The sequence below is a fragment of the Planktothricoides sp. SR001 genome, from assembly GCF_001276715.1.
In the GTDB taxonomy this organism is placed as follows: Bacteria; Cyanobacteriota; Cyanobacteriia; order Cyanobacteriales; family Laspinemataceae; genus Planktothricoides; species Planktothricoides raciborskii.
In genome coordinates this window covers 25,007-51,762 of the sequence record NZ_LIUQ01000039.1, presented here as the reverse complement: position 1 = coordinate 51,762, position 26,756 = coordinate 25,007, and the positions used below count along the sequence as shown (strand labels likewise).

Sequence of the window (26,756 nt, the reverse complement as noted above, 5' to 3'; positions counted from 1 at the left end):
TGCGCCGCTTGTTTGCGATCGCTGATATCCCGGACAAATGCACAATAATATTTATCCCTTTGAAATGCCAGGTAATTGACTATAACTTCGACAAAGATAGTCGTACCCTGATTAGTATGATAGGTGGATTCAAAAGTTAACCGATGAGATTGCTGAAACGCTTGCCAATGTTGGGACTAAATCTGCGGGGAAAATCCCGGATCGATCTCGTAAATTGTTAAATCCAGCAGTTCTTCTTTGCGATAAACCAGCAAAAGACTAGCGGCTTCATTGGCATAACTTAACTGACCATTGGATTTAATCCAAAATATCGCATGAGCGGCTTAGTCCGTGGCAAATTGATGCAGAAATTCCGAATTTATAATTTATTTTGATTAGCGAGGATATGCTCTAGGCATTTATGTAAATTAATATTTTAAATATGATTAAATTTGTAAAAAATTTTGAAAAATATTTTTTATCAATTTTGATTGAATAACAAAAACTCAATTTATCTAAGGTGATCTGGCGGAAATAAAGAGATAAAGACGGAATATAAATTTAAAGTATTTATCAAATCAGCCAAGATATTTGAATATTAAAAAACAGCCACAAAGTCATCGAGTACAATTAATTAAATTTAATTGAAAAATAAAACCATAAGGCTAAATAATTATTATCATCAAAAAAAAAATTTTTTTTTTGATTGACTAATTGGTAGTATAAAATATAATTAAGCTCAACCCCTTACTTCCCAGACAATGATCGTATTAGAGGCATTCACGTTTGCAACAGTGATGTGCGGTTTTTTCGGGATCATCCTGAAAAAGAACCTGATGATGAAGATCGTCTCAATGGATGTGATGAGTACCGGAGTGATTGGTTATTATGTGCTGATGGCATCGCGAGACGGCTTGGTGACACCCATTATTGGTAATGCCAAAAATAATGGGACTTACGCCGATCCAGTGCTGCAAGCGGTGATATTAACTGGGATTGTGATCGGCTTTTCGATTCAAGCGTTAATGCTGGTCGGCGTGATGAAGCTGGCTAAAAATAACCCCACCTTGGAAAGCAACGAAATCGAGAGAAATAATACCCCATGACTACCATCGCGCTGGCATCGTTCGCCCTTCCGTTGTTTATGGGGTTTAGCATTTATTTGCTCCCCAAATTTGACCGATACCTCGCCCTAGGAGTCGCGATTTTTTCTAGCGCCTACGGGTTTTACTTACTTTTGACCAAGTTGTCATTGGCTCCGCAATTACTGGATAATTTCGGGGTCACATTATTAGTTGATGAATTAAGCGGCTATTTTATTTTGACCAATGGGCTGGTGACAGCGGCAGTGGTTTGCTACTGTTGGCAGCAGAATAAAAGCGCTTTTTTTTATAGCCAAGCGATTGTTTTGCATGGCAGCGTCAATGCCACATTTATCTGTAACGATTTCATTAGTTTATATGTGGCTTTAGAGGTAATCGGTATTGCCTCTTGTCTTTTGGTTGCCTATGCTCGCACCGATCGCTCCATTTGGGTAGCTTTGCGCTATCTGTTTATCGGCAACACCGCGATGCTGTTTTATCTGGTGGGAGTAGCCCTGGTCTATCAAGCCCATCATTCTTTTGCCTTTACCGGGTTACGTGGGTCGCCCCCAGAAGCGATCGCCCTGATCTTAATGGCAATCCTGGCAAAAGCGGGAGTATTTATCCTGGGACTATGGCTGCCTTTAACCCACTCCGAAGCGGAAAGCCCCGTTTCTGCCTTACTGTCCGCCGTAGTCGTCAAAGCCGGGGTCTATCCCCTAGTGCGTTTTGCCCTGATGATGCCAGAAATCGATCCGCTCATTAGAATATTTGGGGTGGGCAGCGCAATTTTAGGCGTCATCTACGCCCTATTTGAGAAAGATACCAAGCGGACTCTGGCATTTAGCACCATTTCCCAACTAGGTTTTATCCTGGCGGCGCCCTTTGCCAGTGGTTTTTATGTGCTGAGTCACGGTCTGGTCAAGTCCAGCTTGTTCTTGATCGCCGGTAAATTACCCAGCCGCAAATTCTCAGAACTCCAAAATCAAGGGATTTCACCAGCACTCTGGGTGCCCCTGGCGATCGCCGGTCTTTCCATCTCCGGTTTTCCCCTGTTAGCCGGCTTTGGGGCGAAAGTGGTAGCCATGAAAAATCTGTTGCCTTGGCAGGAGATCCCCATGAATGTGGCCGCCGTAGGCACGGCGATCTACTTTGCTAAGTTCATATTTCTGCCCCACCAAAGACAACTGGTGACAGATACAGGCCCGATCGCTCCCCAACTTTTGCACAAAGCCGAGGATCCGAAAGCCGGGAATCTCAAATCAAAGCAAGAATCGGAAATCCCCCTAGGATTCTGGTTCGCCATGCTCATTCTGATTGGCGGACTAATTTTAGGCAATGCTTTTGACTACAAAGCTTACACCTTGGCCAATATGGGCAAATCCTTAGTCACGGTCGGCATTGGTTGGGCGGCCTATTTAATCCTATTTAAACGAGTCGCGCTCAAACTGCCTCGGACTCTGGAGCAATTAGAGCATTTAGCCGGAGTAATGAGTCTGATGTTAATCGCTCTGTTTTGGATGGTTTTGGGAGTGGTAATGCCATGATTGGATATCTCGATATCATCTTGCGACTGACTATTTGGTTTTTGCTCACCTCCGATCTCAGTTCCGCCAATATCATTATTGGTGTCGCGCTCGCCCTGCTGTTACCACGCACGCACTTACACCCAGCCCCCTTGGGAGATTGGCTGCGGGCTCTAGGGGAGACATTGCGAGCCATTCCCCAGGCTTATATGGAGGCATTTGAAATGATCCTCCGCCCCCATAAGTACGAAGATATGACAATGGAACAAGTCAAACCAAACCGAACTCCCGGTCTGATCTTCCTGGATATCTTTTTAATTACCTTTACCCCGAAAACTATTGTTTTGAAATATCACCAAAATGGCTGGTATGAAGTGCATTGGGTGCGACGGAGGCCAAAATGATCGACCTGCTACTTTTGCTAATGATTTTAGCTCTGCTCATCCCGATCTATGAAGCTTGTCAAGATGATAATATCTGGCAAAAAATGCTGGCATTTGCCAGTAGTGCCACCAAGACTTCCATTATCATCTTAGTCATATCGATATTGCAGGATGATTGGATGATTGGTGTGGCCGGGGTGATCGTTCTGAGTGTGGGTAATGCCGGGTTGATGCTGCTGGCTCAACTGCTCAAACGCATGAATGATGTTTTAATTGATTCAAGATTAAATCGATAAGCGATAAAAAGTTGAACCATGCTTGACCTGATTAGTTATGGCTTGATTGGTTTGGGAGTCTTCTTTTGGTTTTGGGGGACTTTTCCCCTAATCGGCGATCGCTCCGTATTGTTCAAACTCCATAGTCTTTCCATCGCCGATACCCTCGGATCTATGGCTATTGTGGTCGGACTACTACTGAAAATCCCCAGCGAATGGCCTTTACTACTCCTAGCCCTAATTTCTTTGGCAATTTGGAATACGGTACTGGGATATGTTTTGGCCTACTGTTCCTCCGATAACCATCCAGCACCTACTACAGGAGAAGATGATCGAGGGTAAAAATATAGCGGGTCAAAATACAAAGGGTCAAAATACAAAGGGTCAAAATACAAAGGGTCAAAATACAAAGGGTCAAAATACAAAGGGTGACGATTATGGAGCATGAAACTTATATCTATCTAATTACTGCTTTGATGCCTTTGACTGGTTGCATGGTAGTGTTTCAAGTCAATCCCTATCATGCTCTGGTGGTTCGCGGCATATTAGGTGGAGTATCCGCTTTAGTTTATGCCATGTTTGGGGCAGCAGATGTGGCTTTGACTGAAGCTTTAGTGGGAACAATGTTGGCAGTTACTCTTTATGCGGTGGCCGTGCGTTCTTCTCTGGTAATGCGTTTGGGGGTGCTTCAAGATGAATTAGCCAACGGGCAGGACTCTTTGGCCAAACTAATTGAAGAATTTCGGGCAATTTTTCGCCAACATTATATGCGTGTGGAACTCGTCCCTTATCAGGATCCAGAAGACTTACATCGGGCACTGATAGAAAAAGAAATTCATGCCACCTGTGTTCAACGATTAGAAGCCAAAGTAGAAGCCAAAGCAGAGGCAAAAGTAGAAGCCAAAGTAGAAGGAAAACTAGACCCAAAAGCAGATCAAGCAAAAAGTACAAATGCAGCGGAAACACCAGTCTATCAAACCACCATCCGACTGCAACGGCTGTATGAAATCATCCAAACTAAACTGGTTTCACCAACAACACTTTTAACCTATATTAATCCAGCAGAATCAGGGGAAAAACATTAATGAAATGGGTCTACATTGCCGCAGGTATAGCACTTTTTGTCAAAATGCTGTTGATCGAAAATCCCTCTCCGAATTGGTCGGAGATTTCTGATTTGTCCATTGTGGAAGTGGTGGTTAAAGATACCGGCGTACCGAATGCGGTTTCTGGGATCATTTTTATGAATCGCCTGTATGACACCATCTTTGAAGTGGTCGTGTTTACGATCGCGATTATGGGTGCTAATTTTCTCCTCGCCAATGAACAACCTTTAGGTCACGTGAATCAATTCACCGATCAACCGTCCATTGTTTTAGCCCGTCTGGGTGCCACCATTTGCGCGTTCGTCGGCATTGAACTGGCCATTCGCGGCCACCTGAGTCCGGGGGGTGGTTTTGCTGCGGGAGTGGCCGGAGGAACGGCGATCGGGTTGATTGCCATTACCTCGTCCCCCGAATTGATGCAAAAAATCTATAAGCGTTGGAAAGCCGCTTTTTGGGAAAAAATTTCGGTTTTGATTTTTATTGTCTTGTCGGTCATTACTTTATCAGGAGTACAACTACCCCACGGAGAATTAGGTGCTTTGGTCAGTGGTGGAGCAATTCCCTTACTCAATATCATCGTCGCCCTCAAAGTGGCGTTGGGGTCTTGGGCTGCGGTCTTGATTTTTGTGCGTTATCGCGGATTATTGTAGCCTCGGTGAAAAATGCCTGGAAATGCCTGGAAAATTATTTCCGCCCAAAACTAGCACTTGATTGCGGCTGATTTCACCAATCTTTAGGGACGGCAGCGGCGGCATCGCTTCATCCAAAGTCGCCGCTAGTTTTGGCTTTGCACAGGCACCGTATGATTTAATCAGGAAGGGGGAAAGTTTTGTGTTTTAAATAATCAATAACAATCAATAACCAGCCGGAGATAAAGTTTTAACATTTCCAATTATTTTAAACAACATTTTTTCTGTGAAGGCGAGCCAAATAATGTCTTAAGCGAGTATTTTCTCCTTATAGTTGAGTCCTATAGCTATCCTAAATAATTTATGAAATATTATGCTTTCCTATCCCATGCATGAGCCGCCCCCGCCTTCGCGGTGGCAGGCGTCGGTTGGGGGTGAGGGCAAATTTTCTCCAATTAAAATAGGCAACGGATGGGGGCAGCGTCCCGGAGGCGATCGCTATTTGAAATTAAAATAGGCAACGGATATGGGCGATCGTGATCGAGGTTAGAAACCGGGTTTCTTGAGTAAACCTCGGTGATCAAGCCAGCATATTGCTAGAAACCCGGTTTCTTGTCCCCTGGGCGATCGCTATTTGAAATTAAAATAGGCAGCGGATATGGGCGATCGCGATCTTCGTTAGAAACCGGGTTTCTTGAGTAAACCTCGGTGATCAAGCCAGCATATTGCTAGAAACCCGGTTTCTTGTCCCCTGGGCGATCGCGATCTTCGTTAGAAACCGGGTTTCTTGAGTAAACCTCGGTCATCAAGCCAGCATATTGCTAGAAACCCGGTTTCTTGTCCCCTGGGCGATCGCTATTTGAAATTAAAATAGGCAACGGTAGTGAGGCGATCGCGATCTTCGTGAGAAACCGGGTTTCTTGAGTAAACCTCGGTGATCAAGCCAGCATATTGCTAGAAACCCGGTTTCTTGTCCCCTGGGCGATCGCGATCTTCGTTAGAAACCGGGTTTCTTGAGTAAACCTCGGCGATCAAGCCAGCATATTGCTAGAAACCCGGTTTCTTGTCCCCTGGGCGATCGCTATTTGAAATTAAAATAGACAACGGATAGAGGCGATCGCGATCTTCGTTAGAAACCGGGTTTCTTGAGTAAACCTCGGTGATCAAGCCAGCATATTGCTAGAAACCCGGTTTCTTGTCCCCTGGGCGATCGCTATGATTTAAGGAAGCCAATCTTGATCGATTAACTGTTCCAGGGTGTAAGGACAATCTTCAGGAAAGCTAACCATCATGCCGGTCTTTTTCCTAACATACTTTAACGCTTTTTGATAAACTTTTGACTGGTTTTCCTCTAAATAATTCCGCAAATTTTGGGTTAAATATTCGTTAATTTGAGTTCTAAAACTGATAATTTCCGCTTGCCAATGATTAGCATTATACTCATATTCTGCTTGCCAATACTGCAAAAGGAGTAAATGCCTAATAATTTGTTCAAGGAAACTTTCAACAGTTAATCTATCTCGACGCCCCACAGATTCTAATTCCTCAATTAAATGCTCTAAATCGAGAGATTCTAGGTTTTTTGCCTTCAACAGTTTAAGGGTTTGCTCTAACCATTGCTCATTATCCGTCTCATAAAGAGAACTCAATTCGCTGATTTTAATCATTGCCTGATTCCAATTACTGACTCGTTACGCACTGATAACATGGTTATCGGTGATATATTTTATCAAAATTTCTCATGCCAACCGTCATCCGCTGCCCATCCCTTCAATGGCATGAGGGCGAAGCATTCGGATCGTAAGTTGCTGATTTATCCCATAAATTGTCTGTCCGAATGCTTCGCCCCTACGAAAATACATCCTATCCGTGGCATGAGGGCGAAGCATTCGGATCGTAAGTTGCTGATTTATCCCATAAATTGTCTGTCCGAATGCTTCGCCCCTACGAAAATACATCCTATCCGCTGCCCATCCATATCCGTTGCCACCCTGTAAAATAATTCAGGCTAATGAAAATACAGGCTATCTGAATTATGTGGATTTCTATCAAGTGGTTACGGGAACTGGTGGATATTAACCAATCCCCAGAAGAATTAGCGGAAACCCTGACAATGGCGGGGTTTGAGGTGGAAGAAATCGAAAATCGTGCATCCTGGGCTGATGGGGTAGTGGTGGGAAAGGTGCTGAAACGCGATCGCCACCCAGACGCGGATAAACTCAGTGTTTGCACCGTAGACGTTGGGGCAGAGGAACCGTTAAATATTGTCTGCGGAGCACAGAATGTCCGGGCAGATATTTATGTCCCGGTGGCAACAGTGGGCACCTATTTGCCGAAAGTGAATCTAACCATCAAACCAGCCAAACTCCGGGGTGTGCCTTCGTCCGGGATGATTTGTTCTTTGGCGGAATTGGGTTTAGCCAAAGAGTCGGAAGGGATTCATATTTTTTCTGGGGATAACCTGCAAGTAGGCAGTGACGCCCGTCCGTTGTTAGGACTCGATGATGTGCTGCTGGACTTGACCGCCACCGCAAACCGGGCGGATGCCTTGAGTATGGTTGGGGTAGCGCGGGAAGTGGCCGCCCTGACCGGGGCAACGGTGCGCTTGCCAAAAGCGAAAACCGTTTCAGTGGTGAAACCCGCAGGGCCAAGTCTGAAGCTGAATATCCAGGAATCTCAAGGCTGTCCCGCGTATATTGGCACGTTGATTTCTGGGGTAAAAATTGGCCCGTCTCCCGCTTGGTTGCAGCAACGGCTGGAAGGGTCGCGCATTCGCCCGATTAATAATGTGGTGGATGTGACTAATTATGTGTTGCTGGAATGGGGACAACCCCTTCATGCTTTTGATGCGGATAAGTTGAAAGCGGTGGCAGGAGGAGATCGCCTCACGGTGGGGGTGCGTTTTGCCCAACCTGGGGAAACTATGAAAACCTTGGATAGCCAAAATCGCCAACTCCAAGCAGAAACTTTATTAATTACCGCCAACGATCGCCCCGTAGCCCTCGGTGGGGTGATGGGGGGAGAGTCCACGGAAGTGGATGGGGAAACCCAGAATATTCTATTAGAAGCGGCGCTATTTGATTCGGCCACAATTCGCAGATCCGCGCGATCGCAGGGACTCCGCAGCGAATCTTCCAATCGCTATGAACGGGGAGTTAACCAAGCGGGTGTAGAGGAAGCTTGCCGACGCGCGATCGCCCTGATTCTGGAATTAGCTGGGGGCGAGGCAATGGGTCAGGAGATGGTGGATAAGCGAACGGGCTTAACCCCTCAACCCATTGATTTACGGCTTGACCGTGTGAATCAAGTATTAGGCCCAACCAAAGCAGAATTGAACGCATTAAAAGGCACCGGCAGCCTCCAACCGAATGACATTGAACGCATTCTCAACGCTTTGGGCTGTCAAATTTCTCCTACCAAGCAAAAGAATGTGTGGAGTGTCACCGTACCTCCCTATCGGGCAAAAGATTTAGAACGGGAAATTGACCTAATCGAGGAAATTGCCCGATTATACGGTTACGATAACTTCTGCGAAACTTTGCCCAGCAAAACCGCAGCCGGTGGTTTGTCCGTGGAACAGCAAACCCTGCGGAATTTACGGGCAGCTTTTCGCGGCGCCGGTTTAACAGAATTGATGCATTATTCTTTGGTGAAACCTGGGGAAACCAATCAAATAGAATTAGCGAATCCTTTGTTTGCCGAATATTCCGCCCTGCGGACGCAAATGTTGTCCGGTTTAATTGATGCTTTCCAACAAAATCAAGACCAAGGTAATGGAGCCCTGAACGGTTTTGAAATTGGTCAGATTTTCTGGAAAGAAGGGGAAGCCCTGAAGGAAAAAGAGGCGATCGCGGGTATCATGGGCGGCGATCCAACAGTCAATCGTTGGGTACGCAGTGGCAAAGAACAACGGATGACCTGGTATGAAGCCAAAGGATTACTAGATAGTATCTTTGAACGAATGGGAATTGCGGTGGAATATCGCCCCTGGGGGAAAGAAATCGCCAAAGGTCAAAGCGATGGAGAAGCTACGGCATTATGCGCTGAATTTGCCAGTGCCACATTGCATCCCGGACGCACCGCTTCCTTATGGTTATGGGGCAAATGTTTGGGAGTTTTTGGTCAATTGCATCCCCAATTACGCCAACAACGGGAATTAATTGATGAGGTCTATATCTTCCAATTAGACTTAGGATTATTGGTGCAAGCAGCCAGCAAAAATACCATTCAAAAATTTGCGGCTTATTCCACTTTCCCCGCTTCTGACCGCGATTTAGCCTTCTTCTCTCCGGTGGATTTGTCCGTGTCAGACCTGCAAAAGGTGATGTTAAAAGCCGGGGGCAAATTGTTAGAATCGGTGCAATTGTTTGATGAGTATCAAGGCAAAAATGTGCCGGAAGGACAGCGGAGTTTAGCATTTCGTTTAGTCTATCGGGTGGGAGATCGTACCCTCACCGACCAAGACATCGAACCTATTCATAATAAAGTCCGCGATGCTTTGGTGAAACAATTTAGCTTAACTCTGAGAAGTTAGGATAAAACAAACCCGGTTTCTTGAAGAAACCGGGTTTGTTGTTGGTTAATTGTTGATTGTTGTTTGTTGACGACCAACCAACAACCACCAACAAACAACGACGATTGATTCCCTTGATAGTTTATCTGTTGAAGAACAAGATTATTTAGTTGAATTAATTCGGCAGCGACACGAACAAAAGCCTGGTTCGGATTTTTGGGAAGGTTTCCAAAAATGTAGGGGCGATTCGCGAATCGCCCCTACTATTGAACAGGAAGGAATCATCTTTGATGATGAAGATTTTGCTAATTTGCGCGATTCCACAAAACTGATTCCTTAAGGCGATCGCATATCGTCACACCTTTAATATTTTCCCAGGTTTAGGACACAAAGGACACACCAATGTTGTGTCATTACAGGGGTTTTTGGGGAATGCGATCGCCAGCCATCAAAAAAATATCGCTGCGTTGAATATCTCGCCATCTCCAGTTAAGGTATAATACATAATAAATAGCCATAAATCTCAATTGTCTATGTCTACTTACAATGAAATACTCGATCGCGCTCAAAGTTTAACGCCTGATGAGCAAAAACGTCTATTAGAAGACTTAGCAAGTCTGGTTCGTCAGCAGGTGACAACCGAAGGGGAAAAGAGTAGCCAACAATTACCTAGGAAAAATTTAGGTAAATGGCGTGGTTTTTTGCCTAAGCGGGTGGATGCACTAGAATTTCAATTACAACTAAGACAAGAGTGGGATGAGTCATAAATATCTTCTGGATACAAATATTCTCATTTACTATTTCAATGATGAACCGGAAGTTCAGTCGATATTTGATGAAATCGATGCGGGAGATGCAGAAGCATTTTACTGTCCGATTAGTTGGGTAGAGTTACTTTGTTACCCAGAATTGACAGAAGAACAAGCCAATGGAATGCGAGAATTTTTGAGGCTGCTGAACTGCGTATCATTGACCGAATCCGTTTTAGATCGTGCCGCCCAAATTCGCCGAGATTATCGATTGAAATTAGCTGATGGCGTAATTGCAGCTTGTGCCTTAGTGGAGGGATGTGTTTTGATAACTCGCAATACTGATGATTTTAAGCGAGTTGATGGGTTAAGTATATTGAATCCATTTAATTAGATTGGGCAAGTTGTTTAATGGTTTTTTTGGTGGGGGGCGGTAAGCGCGATTCCGCTTTGATCGGATTCCGAAGCTTGCCCCCGCGAGGTAGTGGGGAATCGCATATCATCGCATTCTTAATATTTTCCCAGGTTTAGGACACAAAGGACACAGCAATGCGGTGTCCCTACGGGGGGTTTTTGGGGGGTTTTTGGGGGAATGCGATATAACAGATGAGCGATCGCTCATCAATCCGCCAACCTGATTGCCAAAATTTTTTCCTCTCTTTATAATAGAGTCAACCACAAAAGAACTAAGCAGAGAGTCTATGCCTACATATAACGAGGTACTTACTCAAGTTGAAAATCTAACGAGAGTGGATAAAATCCGCTTATTAAAAGACCTCAATAATCTCCTGAATTTTGGAGGCAAATTAGACGGGGATAATCAGATAATTCCGCCGGATGAAATCGCAGAAACCGCAGCCGATTTGCCCGATAATTTAGCCGAACAATCTTCTGGGATGGCTTATCAAGAACTTAAATCAAAAATAGATCGCTTATCTCCTGAACGGCTGCTGGTTGCGGCTGATTTCTTAGCTTATTTAGCAGAACGGGAAAGCAACGATGCTACAGAAGAATTATTGAAAATTCCAGGGTTTCTAGAAGTATTTAATCAAGCTAAAAAAAATGTAGCAGCAGGGAAGGTGACGACCGTTGACCAACTCAAACGATCATACTGATGCAAACCTTGATTTTTATTCAGTTTTGCTAAGTTTTGATGCTAGGGATTTTTTTGAAGAATCTGATGCGTCTTTGCAACGCAAGCTAGACCGATGTTTTGAGAGATTGAAAGTCGATCCTCGCAGTCATCCCAACATTAAATCACTCAAAGGAGACTTAGCCGGATACTATCGCTATCGCGTTGGAGATTATCGAGTTGTCTATTGCATTGACGAGGGGACAAAGCAGGTAATTGTTACTGCGATCGCTCATCGCAGTGAGGTATATTAAAGCGATCGCATTTTCCGTCTTGGGATTAGAAAAAAAGGGCGATAAGCCCAAAAAGCATAGCGAAAGCTTACCGTAACCTTTCGGCTTTGGTGAAACAATTTAACTTAACTCTGAGAAGTTATACCAAGCCTGAAAAATTATTGCTACAATTACGAGATTGATTTAGCCATCAGTAGGGGCGATCCCAATCCGGGTGCTCCCGCGCCCAAATTGCATGAATTTTTGTAAATGGTATTAGAATAAAAGAACCCCGGTTTTTTTGAAAAAACCGGGGTTTTGAGGCAATCGAGAAAAGCATGACCTCTAATGCGTTTCAACGGTAAGCGGCAAGCCACGTTCTGAACTAAGTTGCAAACAAAGCGCGATCTTTAGCGTTAAATGTAGTAGGAGCAATTCATAAATTGCCTCTACTACGATAAGGAATGCTTAAGTCCTGATAGCTTTTTAGGCTTTGTTGTATTTTTTTGAGTTACAGCTAACACATAATAGTTGAAGATTTTCCCAAACCGTCAATCCTCCTTTAGAAAATGGATGAATGTGATCTCCTCTTAATTGAGCGAAGCCTTTAGAACCTTTAAACACTTGTTTACATAGAGGACAAACGTATCCTTTTACATCATCTCTGAAGTGCATTCTAAAATATGCTTCCTTCCAGCTAACAGGAAAGTTTCTTTGCCGAGGATCGCAGACTTCTAAACCTTTCGGAACATTAGTCATTATTTTCTATAATTGCTTTAACAATTTCAACAACCTTCTTACATTGTTCGTTCTGCCCTCTCTTACCCAACCAACGTCCTTTAGGTTCAGGATATCCATCATCTACTTTTAAAATATCTTTACTAGCTTGCCGAGGTCTGCGAAGAAAATTGCCGATTGAAGTCCATTGGTTATGAGAAAGATTTTTCGGTTCAACTTTCAATTCAACAGCACCGGCAATAAATAAAGCTAATTGTTTGTAAGTATCAACGCTAACTCCAGTAAGTCCATAACTTAAAATTTCCTTGATCCACTCAGCAAAAGGAGGAAAATACTCTTGAGAAATTACTTTTAAGTTGGAGACAAATTCGTTACTTTTTTCTGGTTGAGATTCCTGATATTTAAGTTGAGCGCAATAAATGTCTAGTACCTCTTCAGTTGTCCCTCTAAAAACAATATTTAAATGCTGAGTTCCTCCTGGTGTAAGCAGATTATGTAGCTTTTTACGTTCTAGACATACAAGATACCAAAGAAACATTAAAGATGGAGTTTGACCTTTTGCTTGTGCTCTTTCACTCCACCAAGAAGACCATTCCTCTTGTGCTTCTGGAAAATCAAGCCAAGGGTTGGAAAGTTCTCTTTTCTTTGCTGCTTCTATCATTCGCTTTGAAGACTCACTATCTGCGTGAAGTCCACACAAGCGGATGAACGTCACAGTTTCAGACTGACTGTAATATGCTAAACGAATATCTTGACCTGTTAAAGGAGTACCGCCTTCATTAATTCTTCGGAAAACCTCAAGCTTTATGCTTAATGGCATAGTTGAGGGTAGATAGATGATTGTCAACGGATAACCATTAAAAATTCTTTGTAATTTGTCACCTAAATCACTAAAATTTTTACCTTTATATTGAACTGATTGAGGCAATAAATAATCAATTGATTCATCTTGACTTAAAGAAAATCTATCTTTTATAAAATCAAGAATAGTTGTTAAACGTTGTTGACCATCAACCACTTCATACCGATAGTCTTCTTGCTCACATAAAAAGAAAGCTGGAATTGTTAAATTATTTAATAGAGATTCGATAAATAGTGATTTTTTTCGCTCATCCCACTGATCTGAATCTCTTTGATAATCAGGTATATAAACATCTCCGCTATCCATGCGTCCAACAATTGTTTCTACACTTTCACTTTGAGCGCTAGTTCTGCCTTTAACCAGAGGAATTTCATTTTCACTAATCATCATATATATTAACTCCTTCAAATTTTATTAAAAAGACTTGAAGCTGATCGTCGATTGCATCTTGAATATTTTGCAGTATTTTGAAATCCAATATTCGTCATGGTGCAATTTGGATAACTCACACCTAAAAATTAGCCTGGATCCTCTACTGCACTAGATGTAAGCTTGGACGTATTCAAAGTGTCCTACGAAATCCTCGTGAATCAGTAGCGACAAACCTTGTCAGCAGATTAAGGCGCCAGATAAATGCGTTTCAGCTTAACACGGTCAGGTCTAGGGATCTCAACCTTACTGAAAAGCTTACCATACCTGCATTTGGCCAACCGCTGCCTTGAGTCTGTTACAAAAAGTTAGATTTTGTTATGTAAAATTATGTAAAATGTGATCAACAATTAGATAAAATTAGGAAAAATTACCCCAGATATGAGTTATGGAGTTTCAGGAAGTCTTAAGATTTGTCGATGAAAAGGTGTTTGCCAAAACCGGGAAACACCTGGACGATTTGCAAGAGGGGATCTTAACAGAAGCACTCCAAGGACAGAAGTATGCCAAGATTGCTCAAGAGCGCGATCGCACTGAAGGTTATGTTCGAGTTGCTGCGGCAGAACTCTGGAAAATACTGTCTGACGTATTAGGGGAAGAAGTTAGTAAAGTTAATGTGAGATCGATACTGAAAAGGGCAATATTTTATAATAGTTATTCACCAACAACTATTGCTAGAGATAATGTAACAATTAATAATCACCTCAATAATTGTTCAGAAAGGGCGCGAAGCCCAACAGAAACTCAACCTGACCAAGCAAATCCTCCTCCACTATATATAGACTTAGGTGACGCACCGGAAATCTTCACCTTTTACGATTCGCCTAGGGGTGATTTCGCTTCACGCACCACCGAACTAGCCACCCTAGAACAATGGATCGTAAATGATAGCTATAAAAGTCGAGATATCCCTAACATACCCACAAGACTCGTAGCAATTTTAGGCATGAGTGGCATTGGCAAAACTGCCTTGGCTATCCGCTTAATAGACAGAATCAAAACCCAATTTAATTACGTTATCTATCGCAGCCTCCGGTTTTCACCCCCCCTGGAAACCATGCTGACAAACCTGCTACAAATTTTCTCCGAATCAGCAGAAAATTCCCCGCCCGTTTGGGGCAAGCAGGGAATCGCTAATAGTCAAATTTTTAACTACTTACGGCAGCATCGTTGCTTAATCGTATTCGATGACGTAGAGGCACTTTTCAGTGAAGGTAAGCTTGCCGGACAATACAAACCGGGTTATGAAGATTATCAGCGATTTTTCCAACAAGTTGCCGAAGTAAATCATCATAGTTGTTTCATTTTAATTAGTGCCGAACAACCTAGAGAAATTGCCGAATTAGAAAAATCAAACTATCCGATTCATTCCTTAGTTTTAGTCGGTATAGGCATCGCGGCGAAAGATATTTTAACCGGGCATCAGTTATCCGATGAATCAATGTGGGAAACCCTGATTCATCTGTATCAAGGCAATCCTCTCTGGTTAAATATAACGGCGACTCTAATTGCCGAATTATTTGGCGGCAGTGTAGCTGATTTTTTGCAATACGATATGCCCATGTTAGATGAGTCATTACGCTGGCGCTTAGAACAACAATTTCAGCGATTAACCGAATCCGAAATTGCGGTAATTACTCAGCTTGCCTACTCAACAGAAGCAGTGGCATTATCGCAACTGTTAAACGAATTAACATTATCTCCTACCGAGTTAATCAATGCTGTGCGATCGCTGGTGAGGCGATTTATTGTGGAAACAGAAGAACGGGGCAAAATAACTTGTTTTACGTTAAATCCGGTGGTAGCGCAATATGTGAAAACTAGGCAATAGAATAGAGAAACCCGGTTTCTTGAAGAAACCGGGTTTCTAACTAACCGTCTAACTGCTGGGAAAGCAACTGATTGGTTAACTTCGGATCGGCCCGTCCGCCACTTTTCTTGATCACTTGACCGACAAAAAAGCCTTTTAGTTGCTTCTTGCCGCCACGATATTTTGCCAACTCATCAGGATGGGCGGCCAAAACTTCAGCAATCATGACTTCTAAAGCCCCGGTATCAGAAATTTGGATTAATCCCTTACTTTCCACCAGGGCTTTCGGAGAACCGCCAGCGGTGAGTAATTCTGGCAGAATATCCTTGGCAATTTTGCCGCTAATCGTGCCTGCTTGAATTAAAGAAATCAGTTCGCTGAGTTCCGCAGGCTTCAGGGCAATTTGATCGATAGTCAGTTTCTCGTTTTTCAAATAGCCGGTGATATCGCCCATAATCCAGTTAGCGGCTAGTTTGGCATCGGCACCAGCTTGTAAAGTGGCTTCAAAATATTCGGCAACGCTGCGATCGTCCGTCAGCACGCGAGTATCGTAAGCAGAAAGGCCGATATTATTCTCATAACGATGCCGTTTGGCCGCAGGAAGTTCGGGTAGTTGGGACTTCCACTCTTCTAACTGGTATGCAGGTATCTCGATTGGGCCGAGATCCGGTTCGGGGAAATAACGATAGTCACTAGAACCCTCTTTGGAACGCATACTAATCGTGCGTTGACTGCCTTCTTCCCAGAGACGGGTTTCTTGGAAAATCTTTTCCCCGGATTCTAGGGCTTCAATTTGCCGCTCGATTTCATAGTCGATCGCCCGTTGAATAGCGCTAAAGGAGTTCATATTCTTGATTTCTACCTTAACGCCAAACTCTTTTTGTCCCACGGGACGAATGGAAATATTCACATCACAGCGTAAAGAACCTTCCTGCATATTGCCATCGCTGACCCCCAGGTAGCGGACAATGCGCTGGAGTTCTTGGCCATATTCCGCTGCTTCAGCCCCGGAACGGATATCTGGTTCCGAGACAATTTCCATCAACGGCACCCCAGTGCGGTTGAAGTCTACCAAGGAGTGAGTCGAACCCGCGAGGCGATCGCTCCCTCCATGCACTAACTTACCCGCATCCTCTTCCATGTGTAAGCGAGTAATGCCGATTTTCTTGCGGGCAGCATTGCCGTCATCATCAATTAATTCAATTTCCAGATAACCATGTTCCGCGATCGGCAAGTCATACTGAGAAATTTGATAATTTTTCGGCAAATCGGGATAAAAATACTGTTTTCGGTCAAATTTACTGTACTTGGCAATCTGGCAGTTAAGAGCTAATCCGGTTTTCACCGCATATTCCAGCACTCGCTCATTGAGTACGGGCAACACTCCGGGCATTCCCATACACACGGGACAAACATTCGTGTTGGGAGGAGTGCCAAATTCCGTAGAACAATGACAAAAAATCTTAGTGTCAGACTTTACCTGGCAGTGAGTTTCCAGACCAATAATGGCTTCGTACTTCGTTTTAACTGGTGTAGCTGTGGTCATGGGCCAACAATTTGCGACTAAGCGATAATTCGCTTCTATTTTAGCGGTCTATTGCCCCGAAGCGTTGCGTTAATCGTTGACCAGGGGTGTGGGGAGCGGAGGAGCAGGGGAGCGGAGGAGCGGGGGTGGAAACAGTCAACAGTCTGTAGGGGCGAATGGCCATTCGCCCCTACCAGTCAACCATTAACAAACAACAAACAACAAACAACAATTTCCTAAAACAACAAACAACCAAAGAATCCCTACCCAAAGAATCCCTACCCAAAGAATCCCTACCCAAAGAATCCCTACCCAACAACTAACAACCAACAAAAGAATCCCTACCCAACAACTAACAACCAACAAAAGAATCCCTAACAACCAACAAAAGAATCCCTACCCACCAACAACCAACAACAGTTCCCCACCTATTAATCCTAATAACAATACCGGCCATTTTTGGGCTTAGAATTTTCCTGTCCTTGCCGCAAAGCCCCCAACAAAGTAGACACAAAAACGCACCGTTTTTTCTTGCCACTATCCCGCAGCGCCACCGTGACTCTGCCTAACTGACCATTGGCATGACCTTTATGATTAAACTGTACTCGCCAAACTCCTGTGGCAGGATGCTTATACAAAGTCGTCTCCGCTGCATCAATTTTTACTGAGGGATTTAAATCATGCCAACCCGCATCCAATGGGTTTATCGTCACTGGATGAACCGCCCATTGTGCAGTATTATTTTGCTCTCGAAAACTGACTTGATAAATCACTTTTTGTTCGGTGGCTTTGCTCTTGGCTTGGAGCATTGCTGAATATAAGGTACTCTGAGCATTATTCACTCGAGTAGTATTTAGCAATGATAGCCAACTAGGAATCGCGATCGCGCCTAAAAGACTGATAATAAAAACCACCAGCAAAAGCTCTAGAAGCGTAAAGCCACTGGACGGAAGAAAATTATTCGCTCCATTTCTAGCATTGCTCGCATTTCTCCAAGAAGAAACCGGGTTTCTGCTATGAATATCAGCAGTTAACTGTGGGATGCGAAGAAGAAACCCGGTTTCTGTGATTCGCGAATCACCCCTACATCGATCTGGGCGATCGGTAAATCCTGAATCAGAAATTTTTCCGGCTTTTCTTAACCGGAAAACTTTCCCTAATCTTTCCCCCCTTTCAAAGGGGAGCGAGGGGGGATAATCCGCTAAATGCCGCAGTAAATGCAACTTTTCTGATGGTTTAGTTAAATCAGACATAATTACTTGACTCTGGATCAATCAAGGGAAAATGAACTTCCCCGTATTTTACTTGGACTCGATAGCCCAGAACACTTGGCTGAACATCATTTCCATTGCCCTCTTTACCATTCCAAGCCACTGTATTCGTTCCCACTGTTGCAATACCAATAACCAAAGAATCCCTACCCAAAGAATCCCTACCCAAAGAATCCCTACCCAAAGAATCCCTACCCAACAACCAATAACTAATAGCTAATTGTTACACTTATCTCCCTCAGCGGTTTTCAGTGCGCCCAAAGTAGTCTTGACAAAAACACATTTTTTCCGCCCACCGCCATTGCCAATAACTACAGTAATTTTTTTACCTTGATCAGTAACCTTGACTTCACCTTTGTAGTCAAATTGGACTGACCATGACTCGCCAATTTTATTCATATCTGTCAGTGCTGTATCGACTTGAACTCCTGGACTACTAATAGTTCGCCATATTGGGCTACCACTGGCTGAGTTCACTGACCACTGGATCGCAGGGTTACCATTGGCATTTTGGCCATTTTTAAACCGCGCTTCCCAAGTAGTCTTTCTCACCTTGGCTTTGCTTTGGGCATCCCGCATGGCTTGGAATACTTCTGATTGAGCATTACTAATTTTGTTATTGTTGACTAGGGAGATCCAACTGGGAATTCCCAGGGCAGCCAGAATTCCGATCATGAGTACGACCACTAATAACTCTAATAGGGTAAAGCCAGATGTATTAGAGTGGTGCTTCAGCCAATTTTTCCTAGTTGGTAGATTAATCATAGTATTGGGTAGGGATTCTTTTGTTATTGGGTAGGGATTCTTTTGTTATTGGGTAGGGATTCTTTGGTTGTTTGTTGTTGGGTAGGGATTATGCATGTTGTTGGTTGTTGCCCGCCCTTTGAGGGGGGGTTGGGGGGGTTGTTTGTTGGACAAATGACCAAGGACAAATGGCCAAGAACAAATGACCAAGGACAAATAACAAATAACCAATAACCATATTAATTATTCTGAAGGCTCTGGTGGTGTTCGGTTTAATAAAGTACCCGCTTTGACTCGTCTGCTGATGCTTGGTAAATAAGCAGGGTTTTGTGACTTGGGTTCTTCTCCAGCGCGGGCGGCGGCATTGCCCCGCATAAAGATTACGGCATCTTGATAACCACCGGAACCACCGGGACTGGAAACACAAGCGTAGAAACCATCAGGGGTATTTGCAGCCGGACTGAGGCTATATGTAGTGTTCACATATTTATTTTGATCACAAATGGCCTGAGTTCCTCCGGTACTTTGATTCTTATCGTCATCGATTAAGTCTACGAGTACATCATCGTTGTATTGAGTAATTTTTTTGGGGGAACAAGGTGAGTTAGTACAAGGCCATTTTTGAAATGTTGTAGTTTCCGGGTCTTGGTTATTGATGAGATATTCAGCGGTTTTGGTTAAATTTTTTAAATCATCGGTTTTATATTTCCGCATTTGATAGCGGGTGATTCTGGCTGGGCCATCCCAAGTATCATTAGTGTCAGTTCGGAGTCCATAGACGACCAAGGTGTAGCTACTTCGACTATTTTTTATGCCATAACATTCTTCTTGTAAATTAATAGGCGTAGTAGGCATATTTAAACATGATACAGGCAATGCTTCATTGCTGTTAGTGGCAGTATTATAAGGAACGGCTTCTAATTTCCAAAAAGCCAGGACAGGAGTCAACCCAGAGGGAAATGTAATAATATTGCTTAATCCTGGACAAGATTCATCTCCATTGACGGGATTTCCATCAGACTGTCTCCCACCGCCTAAGCATGAGCTTTCATAAATATAAGCGGCTTGTTCAATTTCTGAAGCAATGTAATCGATCGCTTGGCCGATTTCGATTTGAGTTTGGGTTTTGGCGGTTTCTCTTTTTTCTGTTTCCAATAAGCTGACCACTAAGGAAAGCATGGCATAGACAACGACACTAGAAACCGTGATCGCCATTAATACTTCGAGCAGGGTAAATCCGCTATCTTTGGTTTGACTTAGATAGGATCGACATCTTTTGTAAATAATTTGAATATGATTTAATTTACTCATAATTCTTATCTTTGTTATTTGTTGTTAGTTGTTGGTTATTTGTTGTTGGTTATTTGTTGTTTGTCTTGCTCAATTATGAATAACAAATAACCAATAACCAGCAACCAGTAACTTACTTTAAAAGCGCTTTGTAAACTTCGGCAGACTCATCCAAATCACTCCGAACTATTGGAGTGTAAATGGCCACCAGGGGGGCAGCGCTGGAGGTGGTGATGGCGGAAAATCCGAGAGACATGGGTTCTTTGCTTAGGGCTTGTTTGCTATTTATGGCGGCAATGGGGTAAACCCGGACCCCCATCATCAAGCCAATGGGGGTTTGGCTTTTGCTGTCTGGTGAAATGTCCTTTAATGCTGTAGTTTTGGTACGGAATGTCTGCACAGCAAACTCCTCATTTTTCAGGGTGACTCGGCACCATTGATTAGAGTTGCTGGCCGTTGGTTTGGGGGTGCTGGCGGTGGTTTTACAGGCTGTATCCTCGGCAGTCGGTGCCCCGAATGCTGCGGCTTCCCCACCCCCCGCATTCGGCGGCAGCAAGGGGGTTAGTTGGGCGAGAGATAAATCCCCCCGTTCGAGAATCAGTCGGACGCGATCGATTTCTCCTTGGGCAATTTGCATGGCCTGTTGTACTCGGTATGCCCGGACACGAGTGGCCATGGCCAACATGATGGGTGAAGTGATGGCGGTAATGGACAGACCAAAGATCACAATTGCCGCCAAGCATTCCACGAGGGTAAGTCCTTTTTCAGAAGAAGCCGGGTTTCTTTTTCGCGATAAACAGATAACTTTTGAAACAAACAGCAGAAACCCGGTTTTTTTGATGGTTAAGCGGTGCATCTGGAAGCACATTTGGCCCTCCTATTAATTACAAGCAAAACCAAGGGCGGTTCTGAGTAGGCAAATGTATGGGTCATCCCCTTTCGGTTCCCGGTAAAATTCACTGCGTTCATTACCGGGAACGAGGATCCGTCGAGCAACCGGACCGGCGGGAAGGTACTGCAAACCCACATCGTAACCCCAAACCCGGTTAGGTCGGAGGTAATAGAAAATGCGTTCGTTGCTATCCGAGGCGATTCCCGGTTCCCAGGCGTCTTGATCAAATGGCCCTGTGGCATATTGACTAAAGTTTAATTGCATGAATGACCCACGAATTGTCAGGGTTTTATCTTGACTTCCTCCATCTACACGCCAGTTTTCCAGCATTCGGGGAAAGTTAATTAAACCGCCATTTCCTTGGTTAGTTTGTGCCGGAACCACGCCATTAACCATGGTGAGATTTGCTTTCGTGTCGATCGCTCTGCCTATGTAGCTGCTGGATGCATTAAAGTCACGAGCGCTAAAGGCATTATATTGCTGGTCATATGCTTTCTGATTTTTGATATAGGGGCCGGTGGTGCTTGTCACCCTGTCAGTAATTAAAACTTCACCATTCCAGTTAATCACAATGGGAGATTTTGGAGAATTGCTGGTGGTTGGATGAGCTTCCCAGGGATTTGATAACACCCAAGATTGGGTACTAATGGAATTTTGTGGGAATAATTGCACTGTTGGGCGTGGGCGATTTTGGTTGGAGTATGAAGTCCGTTGGGGTGTATTGTTTAGGCAACCATACTTCTTCTGAGTATTAGCATCGTCAATGACAGTGGTCATCGGGCCAGTGTTTAAATACCCTTCTTGAATGCTGCCATCACAGAAGTTATTAGAAATGACAGTAATCGCATCTCCAAGAACTTCTGTCGGTCGCCAATAGTCCACCTCTGGGTTGGCAAAGTTGGAGTCTACGACACGTTTTGTTGACAGACCCGTCAACTCTGTAAGGGTGTCACTGCCGTTGGAGGTATGCAGGTTAAAATCACCCTGGATGTACACTGGGTTGTCGGAGACTAGAGTTAAGCCTCGGAGAATTGACTTATTCAGCGATCCACCGGGTTTACGTCGGAGGTCTTGGCCATTTTTCAAGCGGAAGCCATAAGGACGGCGATCCGGATCGGCGTAGTAGTCGATCGCCTTGGTACTCATGCCATTGGCGTCTAATGTCGGGTCTGTGGGAGTAGAAGCATTCATTTGCGATCCTCCTGGACGGGCGATCGCATCTTCCCGGACGGCATCTTCCCGGAACACATACATAATCCCACTCTTGGGGAGCCAAGTTTCAGTGTTGTCGTTCGGGGGCGAAACAGACCGCAACATATCCACGTCCAGGTTGAGTACCCGCACATTCATTTCTTCCCGACCATTGAATAAGGCAGAATCTTTAATCGCTACCCGGCGGTTTGTAGAGTTTGTACCGTTAACAATTTGAATCACTTCTCTCTGACTATTGTTTGGTGCTGCCTGACTCTCCTCAATCTTCGTGAAAGTTATGGTACTCTGAGGCAGAACCCAATCGGTCAGATCCGCCTTTTTCGGGTTAATCTTAATGGTAGCGATATCGGCATTATCTAAGGCTTTGTATCGGTCATTTCCACTATTAATAGTGGTGATGTCAGCATCCCTAATATAAGGTTCGTCATTTGGTTGTGCATGGTCGCCTGTTCCCGCGTGACCGTGGTTCACTTTCGGGAAAATATAGTACAAGGATGGGAATTTAGGCTTATTGGAGCAAAGGCGAGAGAGGCCGATAAATTGCTGTTCTTGAGTCTTTATGGTTGGTTTGCCGATGCCAAAAAAGTTGTTGCCAGTAGAGGAGTTGGTGACATCACAGGCAATGTTTACAGTTTGATTATAAAATAGGCTCGGATTGTCAACTAAACTAAGCTTGTAGGGATTAATTCCAGTGACTTTTTGATTCTCAGGATGATTGGCGTCACTATGTTTAAACCCATAGGTGCGATCGCGTTCTACTTGCTCCTTAGTCATCACCAACCGAGCAAGTTTAATCACATCATCGGTAATGTTTAGCTTAGTTTTCTCTCTTTCTAGGGCTGCGATATAAGCATCAGGAGGTAGATTATAATTGATTGCCGCTGGCGAGGGAATATCGATCACCTCACCATTCGTAGAATTCTGATCTTGTAACTTCCAAAGAGCCTCACCTAGCTTTGCTATACCGCCACCTAAACCATAGGTTTGATTATTTGCATAGTCATAACTTTGCAAATAATCAATGTTATAAGCCAACATTCCTAAATTTGCGGATGCGGTTTGCAGGGTGGTTAAATCCGCAAGGCTAATATTACCAGGCGTTCCCGCTTTGGGCAAAGTAATACTGGTATTTTGATCAAAAATTCGCCGGAGATTGGAAAAATTCCCCCACATAGTTAACTGGGGTAAAGGATGCACTTTACCCGCCTCTTGTTTGGGTGGAAATGCTCCATCTGGGTCGCCCGCAAAATAGGCCAAATTTCTTAATGCTTTGCCCAAAGGGGCGGTAGACGACAGACTGGTGCTGGTGACAGTTGGCGGTGCAAATTCCCAGCCATTCGTGCCATATCCATTAAAAAAGTCGATCGCAATGGGTTTTTGTTCTGTTCCAGTCTTGTCTTTAAAAGCAATGGTTTCAAACTTCGCGCTTTCTTTGAGTGTATTCTCTGTTCCGGGGTGAACCGTCGTCGCCACCGCCGCCACCGGGTCATAACCTTTGCTTGTATCGGTGTAGTGATAGACCAAAGTAGATTGGACGGCTGCCAAGTTGTCATACTGCGTCCGACGTTGGCGCAGTTCATGCCGCCGACTATTCATATTTGTGTTGGCGATCGGATTCCTGGGCGGATTCAGGGGATCATCCCCACGTTTTTTATCTTCAGTCTCGGTAATTATGTCGTTTGGGGGACTTGACAAATCTTGTACCCAACCAAAAGCATTCCCCAACTCCAGGCGCTGTCCCACAATAATTCGAGTGCCTTGACCTCTGGCGCGGCGTTCCCAGTAGCCATCCAAGCCATAATCATCCGGTTGCAGCACAGGATCCGGTGGTTCATTGCGAATCACCTGCTCGACACTGGGAGTAACAGTATTGCAGCCGCTGCCACCCACAGCCTTACCCAGGACACATTCTGGAGTTGTCACCTTGCTGCTGTAGCCCACTTTTGGCCCATAGCGGTTATCGGCGCGATAAGTATCATCAATATACGGAGGCGCTTGACCACTTTGTAAAATCGAAACTCGTTTAGTGGCTAAATCACTATTGACCCAACTCGAATTTACCTGGTTTTCCCAAAATCCTTCGCCCCCCCGCGCCACTGACTTGTTTTGCAACAGAACTGCTTGAGGATTAATAGAAAGATCGATGGGACTGCCCGTGTACTTCGATGAGTCAGTGGCATTAGTCACGGGAAAGAGATTTGCATCAGGATAGAGTTCAAACTTGACTGCTCCACTAGACGTTTGATTTCTGGTCATTTCAGAATTGACCAAATGGCCACCAATGGTAATGTCTGAATTTTGCTTGGGATTGAGGAAACAAGATTCCTTCTCGCTAATTAACTTCCCGTTAAAATCTTTCTGACCCATGATATACAAACTGCCTTCCGTATGAATTGCGCCATTCCAATCAAAATTAGCCGCAGGGTTGATTTCGATATCAGTCCGGAACCAAGCCCCCCACTTATTCCCACGGTCGGCACTGCGGTCTTGCTGGTATTGGGCTGTAGAGATTACTGGATTACTCAGGTTGCCTTTGTTGTCAATGGGCAAACTAACGGCATAAACTTGAATATTTTTTTTCAGTACGGCATCACCGCCCCCCATTTGGAACCATCCCTCCGCATCGGTCTTGCTGGCACCGGTTGTTTCAGACTGGTATTTGGGCTGGCAAGAGGTACTACCGGAACTGGTCGCAGCAATTGGACCATTGCTGACCACAAATAATTTACTTCTGTCATTATCAGGATCATTATCAGGAATTACTTCATGAGTTGCGGGATTACTTTCTGCCAAGCGGTGATCTATTGTTTTGGTTTTATTGCCAACTTTCCGGGCGCTTCTGACCAAGATGGCATAAGCGGTTATGGTATCGTTGGTGCCATCCCCGTCACTGTCTGACTGAAATTTCCAAGCCGCAATCTTACCCCCATCCGGAGTTACGGTGATACCCAGGTTAGCCGGTGTTAGTCTGGTTTCTCCTGTCCAGGTGTAAGCAGCATCCCCTGCCAGCAATTCCTCCATTTCCGATTCTGAGGGAATACCTGATTTCTGACTATAGTACGCTCCTTCGGTTTCTGCTTCAGGAGCCAACAGCAGTTGGATCTTGGCTTTGGCTCGTTCGATCGCCGGGGTGGAGGTATTCTTGACTTGTTGCAACTGGTAATCCCCAATCACTTGCTCAGAGCGTTGAAATGCTCTAAACATCAAAGATGTCACCACCAACAACATCACCACAACCATCAGCATGGTGACGGGGAGGACAAAACCCGCTTGGGTGCGTTGACGATAAGCGACAAAAAAGTTGCGCCACAGACGATAAAAAGCTGGAACGCTCAAATAGCGCCCCAATTGACCAATGGTTTGCAGCAAATTAATAAAACTTTTGCCCAACTTATGCTGCATCAATCGGCGCCACCGTCGTGAAGAGTTTTGACGGTTTTGCCTTTCGGCTGAGGGCAGCAAAGATTGGTAGAAATTGCGGAAATTCTTTAAGTATTTGGTCAAATACCTAGTCAAATCATTTTCACCATCGCTTTTCTGACGGTGAACATATCCTTCAGATGTTGGCGGATTAATTTGGGATTTGCGACGATTAGAAAAATTAGTCAGGAGACCTGCGATTGTGGTTAGGAATTTGTTTCTCGCCATTGGTGCTGCTCCTCATGGTAGATGCAGACGGGGGTGCTTATTTTGGTTATAACGTTTAAGTGGAGTAAAACGCATCAGTAAATCTGCTGATTCTGGGCATTTTATGTGATTTTTGCGTGATTTTTGCCGATCGTCTTCAGCAGAAATATGGTTATTAGGGTGGGCAATGCCCACCCTACATCGGCATATTGATGCGAGTTTTAGCCTATATATTTTATATTTTAGCCTATATATTTTAGCCTATATTATTTTAGCCTATATATTTTGAGCTTACCCAGATTTTCATCAAAAGCGATCTGTTGTAAAAAAAATCTCCCAGGGTGACTGGGAGGGGAAGGGGAGAGGTCAAGAGAAGGGGACTTTACAGCTTGTTTAAGTCAATGCCTGCTTCTTTGGCAAAGGCTTGTAATCCTTTGCGGTCTAGGGTTTTGATGGCTGTGGTGGATAAGCGGAGTTTGATCCAACGGTTGCCTTGTGGCCACCAAATGCGCTTTTCTTGAAGGTTGACTTCTTGGCGCCGGTGGGTGCGTCGGTGTGAGTGGGATACCGACATGGCGTTGTTGGCTTTTTTGCCGGTTAGTTGGCATTTGCGTGACATGGCAATTCTCCGTGATGAGGTTAGACACAATCGACGATTATAACTTACTTTTTCGGAAAAATAATAATTTGTTTGTTATTTGTTATTAGTTGGTGGTTGGTGGTTGGTGGTTGGTGGTTGGTGGTTGATGGTTGGTGGTTGGTAAGGGCGA

Annotated in this window: 26 protein-coding genes and 1 pseudogene; 14 read left to right on the top strand and 13 right to left on the bottom strand. The window is 44.3% G+C overall.

What is annotated here, in order from left to right; all coding sequences use genetic code 11:
* Positions 1–5: 5 nt before the first annotated feature.
* Positions 6–131 (bottom strand): annotated as a pseudogene (locus AM228_RS36900) (PAS domain S-box protein); the annotation flags it as partial.
* A gap of 609 nt (positions 132–740) precedes the next feature.
* On the opposite strand from AM228_RS36900, the gene AM228_RS20245 reads away from it, so the two are divergent.
* The 7 genes from AM228_RS20245 to AM228_RS20215 all read left to right on the top strand — a co-directional run bounded on the left by AM228_RS20245 (position 741) and on the right by AM228_RS20215 (position 5,001).
* Positions 741–1,085 (top strand): NADH-quinone oxidoreductase subunit K, encoded by a 345-nt coding sequence (locus tag AM228_RS20245; protein WP_054468634.1) that lies wholly within the window; start codon positions 741–743, stop codon positions 1,083–1,085.
* Positions 1,082–2,608 (top strand): cation:proton antiporter, encoded by a 1,527-nt coding sequence (locus tag AM228_RS20240; RefSeq protein ID WP_054468632.1) that lies wholly within the window; start codon positions 1,082–1,084, stop codon positions 2,606–2,608. Before AM228_RS20245 ends, AM228_RS20240 begins: the two co-directional genes overlap by 4 nt.
* The gene (locus tag AM228_RS20235; RefSeq protein WP_054468630.1) at positions 2,605–2,991 is read left to right on the top strand and encodes a Na+/H+ antiporter subunit E; all 387 of its coding nucleotides are present in this window, start codon (positions 2,605–2,607) and stop codon (positions 2,989–2,991) included. Before AM228_RS20240 ends, AM228_RS20235 begins: the two co-directional genes overlap by 4 nt.
* Positions 2,988–3,266: a hypothetical protein gene (locus AM228_RS20230; protein WP_199317500.1), complete on the top strand. Its 279-nt coding sequence runs from the start codon at positions 2,988–2,990 to the stop codon at positions 3,264–3,266. Before AM228_RS20235 ends, AM228_RS20230 begins: the two co-directional genes overlap by 4 nt.
* 18 nt (positions 3,267–3,284) lie before the next feature.
* Positions 3,285–3,587, top strand: a complete 303-nt coding sequence (locus AM228_RS20225; RefSeq protein WP_054468628.1) for a monovalent cation/H(+) antiporter subunit G — start codon at positions 3,285–3,287, stop codon at positions 3,585–3,587.
* A gap of 95 nt (positions 3,588–3,682) precedes the next feature.
* Positions 3,683–4,330 (top strand): DUF4040 domain-containing protein, encoded by a 648-nt coding sequence (locus tag AM228_RS20220; protein WP_054468625.1) that lies wholly within the window; start codon positions 3,683–3,685, stop codon positions 4,328–4,330.
* A complete protein-coding gene (locus AM228_RS20215) occupies positions 4,330–5,001 on the top strand; it encodes a Na(+)/H(+) antiporter subunit B (RefSeq protein WP_054468624.1) in 672 nt (223 codons plus the stop codon). The genes AM228_RS20220 and AM228_RS20215 overlap by 1 nt, the downstream gene beginning before the upstream one ends.
* A 1,199-nt stretch (positions 5,002–6,200) precedes the next feature.
* On the opposite strand, the gene AM228_RS20210 is transcribed toward AM228_RS20215, so the two are convergent.
* Both AM228_RS20210 and AM228_RS20205 read right to left on the bottom strand, forming a co-directional pair.
* Positions 6,201–6,647, bottom strand: a complete 447-nt coding sequence (locus tag AM228_RS20210) for a DUF29 domain-containing protein (protein WP_054468622.1) — start codon at positions 6,645–6,647, stop codon at positions 6,201–6,203.
* 84 nt (positions 6,648–6,731) lie between these two features.
* A complete protein-coding gene (locus tag AM228_RS20205; protein ID WP_054468620.1) occupies positions 6,732–6,938 on the bottom strand; it encodes a hypothetical protein in 207 nt (68 codons plus the stop codon).
* 77 nt (positions 6,939–7,015) lie between these two features.
* Here AM228_RS20205 and pheT point away from each other — a divergent pair, with 77 nt between their 5' ends.
* From pheT to AM228_RS20180, 5 genes are all read left to right on the top strand, one after another.
* On the top strand, positions 7,016–9,514 hold the full coding sequence (gene pheT, locus AM228_RS20200) for a phenylalanine--tRNA ligase subunit beta (protein WP_054468618.1): 2,499 nt from the start codon (positions 7,016–7,018) through the stop codon (positions 9,512–9,514).
* 512 nt (positions 9,515–10,026) lie between these two features.
* Positions 10,027–10,260, top strand: coding sequence for a hypothetical protein (locus AM228_RS20195; RefSeq protein WP_054468616.1), 234 nt, complete (start codon positions 10,027–10,029; stop codon positions 10,258–10,260).
* Positions 10,250–10,636, top strand: a complete 387-nt coding sequence (locus AM228_RS20190) for a type II toxin-antitoxin system VapC family toxin (protein WP_054468614.1) — start codon at positions 10,250–10,252, stop codon at positions 10,634–10,636. The genes AM228_RS20195 and AM228_RS20190 overlap by 11 nt, the downstream gene beginning before the upstream one ends.
* A gap of 307 nt (positions 10,637–10,943) precedes the next feature.
* Complete coding sequence (locus tag AM228_RS35515; RefSeq protein WP_231636881.1) at positions 10,944–11,357, top strand: hypothetical protein; 414 nt, start codon at positions 10,944–10,946, stop codon at positions 11,355–11,357.
* Positions 11,332–11,628 (top strand): type II toxin-antitoxin system RelE/ParE family toxin, encoded by a 297-nt coding sequence (locus AM228_RS20180; RefSeq protein ID WP_054468612.1) that lies wholly within the window; start codon positions 11,332–11,334, stop codon positions 11,626–11,628. The genes AM228_RS35515 and AM228_RS20180 overlap by 26 nt, the downstream gene beginning before the upstream one ends.
* Before the next feature lie 444 nt (positions 11,629–12,072).
* Here AM228_RS20180 and AM228_RS20175 read toward each other — a convergent pair whose 3' ends face one another.
* Complete coding sequence (locus AM228_RS20175) at positions 12,073–12,345, bottom strand: HNH endonuclease (RefSeq protein ID WP_054468611.1); 273 nt, start codon at positions 12,343–12,345, stop codon at positions 12,073–12,075.
* Complete coding sequence (locus AM228_RS20170) at positions 12,338–13,576, bottom strand: DUF262 domain-containing protein (protein WP_054468609.1); 1,239 nt, start codon at positions 13,574–13,576, stop codon at positions 12,338–12,340. Before AM228_RS20170 ends, AM228_RS20175 begins: the two co-directional genes overlap by 8 nt.
* Before the next feature lie 427 nt (positions 13,577–14,003).
* Between AM228_RS20170 and AM228_RS20165 the strand changes: the two genes are divergently transcribed.
* A complete protein-coding gene (locus tag AM228_RS20165) occupies positions 14,004–15,446 on the top strand; it encodes an NB-ARC domain-containing protein (protein WP_054468607.1) in 1,443 nt (480 codons plus the stop codon).
* 40 nt (positions 15,447–15,486) lie between these two features.
* On the opposite strand, the gene gatB is transcribed toward AM228_RS20165, so the two are convergent.
* The gene (gatB, locus tag AM228_RS20160; protein ID WP_054468605.1) at positions 15,487–16,971 is read right to left on the bottom strand and encodes an Asp-tRNA(Asn)/Glu-tRNA(Gln) amidotransferase subunit GatB; all 1,485 of its coding nucleotides are present in this window, start codon (positions 16,969–16,971) and stop codon (positions 15,487–15,489) included.
* A gap of 155 nt (positions 16,972–17,126) precedes the next feature.
* On the opposite strand from gatB, the gene AM228_RS33150 reads away from it, so the two are divergent.
* Positions 17,127–17,273 (top strand): hypothetical protein, encoded by a 147-nt coding sequence (locus tag AM228_RS33150; RefSeq protein ID WP_156331932.1) that lies wholly within the window; start codon positions 17,127–17,129, stop codon positions 17,271–17,273.
* Positions 17,274–17,387: 114 nt separating this feature from the next.
* On the opposite strand, the gene AM228_RS20155 is transcribed toward AM228_RS33150, so the two are convergent.
* From AM228_RS20155 to rpmB, 7 genes are all read right to left on the bottom strand, one after another.
* On the bottom strand, positions 17,388–18,203 hold the full coding sequence (locus AM228_RS20155; protein WP_054468603.1) for a prepilin-type N-terminal cleavage/methylation domain-containing protein: 816 nt from the start codon (positions 18,201–18,203) through the stop codon (positions 17,388–17,390).
* Positions 18,196–18,339 carry a hypothetical protein gene (locus AM228_RS33145; RefSeq protein ID WP_156331931.1) on the bottom strand — a complete coding sequence of 48 codons (144 nt, stop codon included), beginning with the start codon at positions 18,337–18,339 and terminating at the stop codon, positions 18,196–18,198. Before AM228_RS33145 ends, AM228_RS20155 begins: the two co-directional genes overlap by 8 nt.
* 98 nt (positions 18,340–18,437) lie before the next feature.
* Positions 18,438–18,986: a Tfp pilus assembly protein FimT/FimU gene (locus tag AM228_RS20145; protein ID WP_054468599.1), complete on the bottom strand. Its 549-nt coding sequence runs from the start codon at positions 18,984–18,986 to the stop codon at positions 18,438–18,440.
* Between the two features lie 222 nt (positions 18,987–19,208).
* The gene (locus AM228_RS20140; RefSeq protein ID WP_054468597.1) at positions 19,209–20,276 is read right to left on the bottom strand and encodes a prepilin-type N-terminal cleavage/methylation domain-containing protein; all 1,068 of its coding nucleotides are present in this window, start codon (positions 20,274–20,276) and stop codon (positions 19,209–19,211) included.
* A gap of 112 nt (positions 20,277–20,388) precedes the next feature.
* Complete coding sequence (locus AM228_RS20135; RefSeq protein ID WP_156331930.1) at positions 20,389–21,123, bottom strand: prepilin-type N-terminal cleavage/methylation domain-containing protein; 735 nt, start codon at positions 21,121–21,123, stop codon at positions 20,389–20,391.
* A gap of 12 nt (positions 21,124–21,135) precedes the next feature.
* Complete coding sequence (gene hpsA, locus AM228_RS20130; protein ID WP_054468593.1) at positions 21,136–26,007, bottom strand: hormogonium polysaccharide biosynthesis protein HpsA; 4,872 nt, start codon at positions 26,005–26,007, stop codon at positions 21,136–21,138.
* A gap of 361 nt (positions 26,008–26,368) precedes the next feature.
* The gene (gene rpmB, locus AM228_RS20125) at positions 26,369–26,605 is read right to left on the bottom strand and encodes a 50S ribosomal protein L28 (RefSeq protein WP_054468591.1); all 237 of its coding nucleotides are present in this window, start codon (positions 26,603–26,605) and stop codon (positions 26,369–26,371) included.
* Positions 26,606–26,756 lie beyond the last annotated feature (151 nt).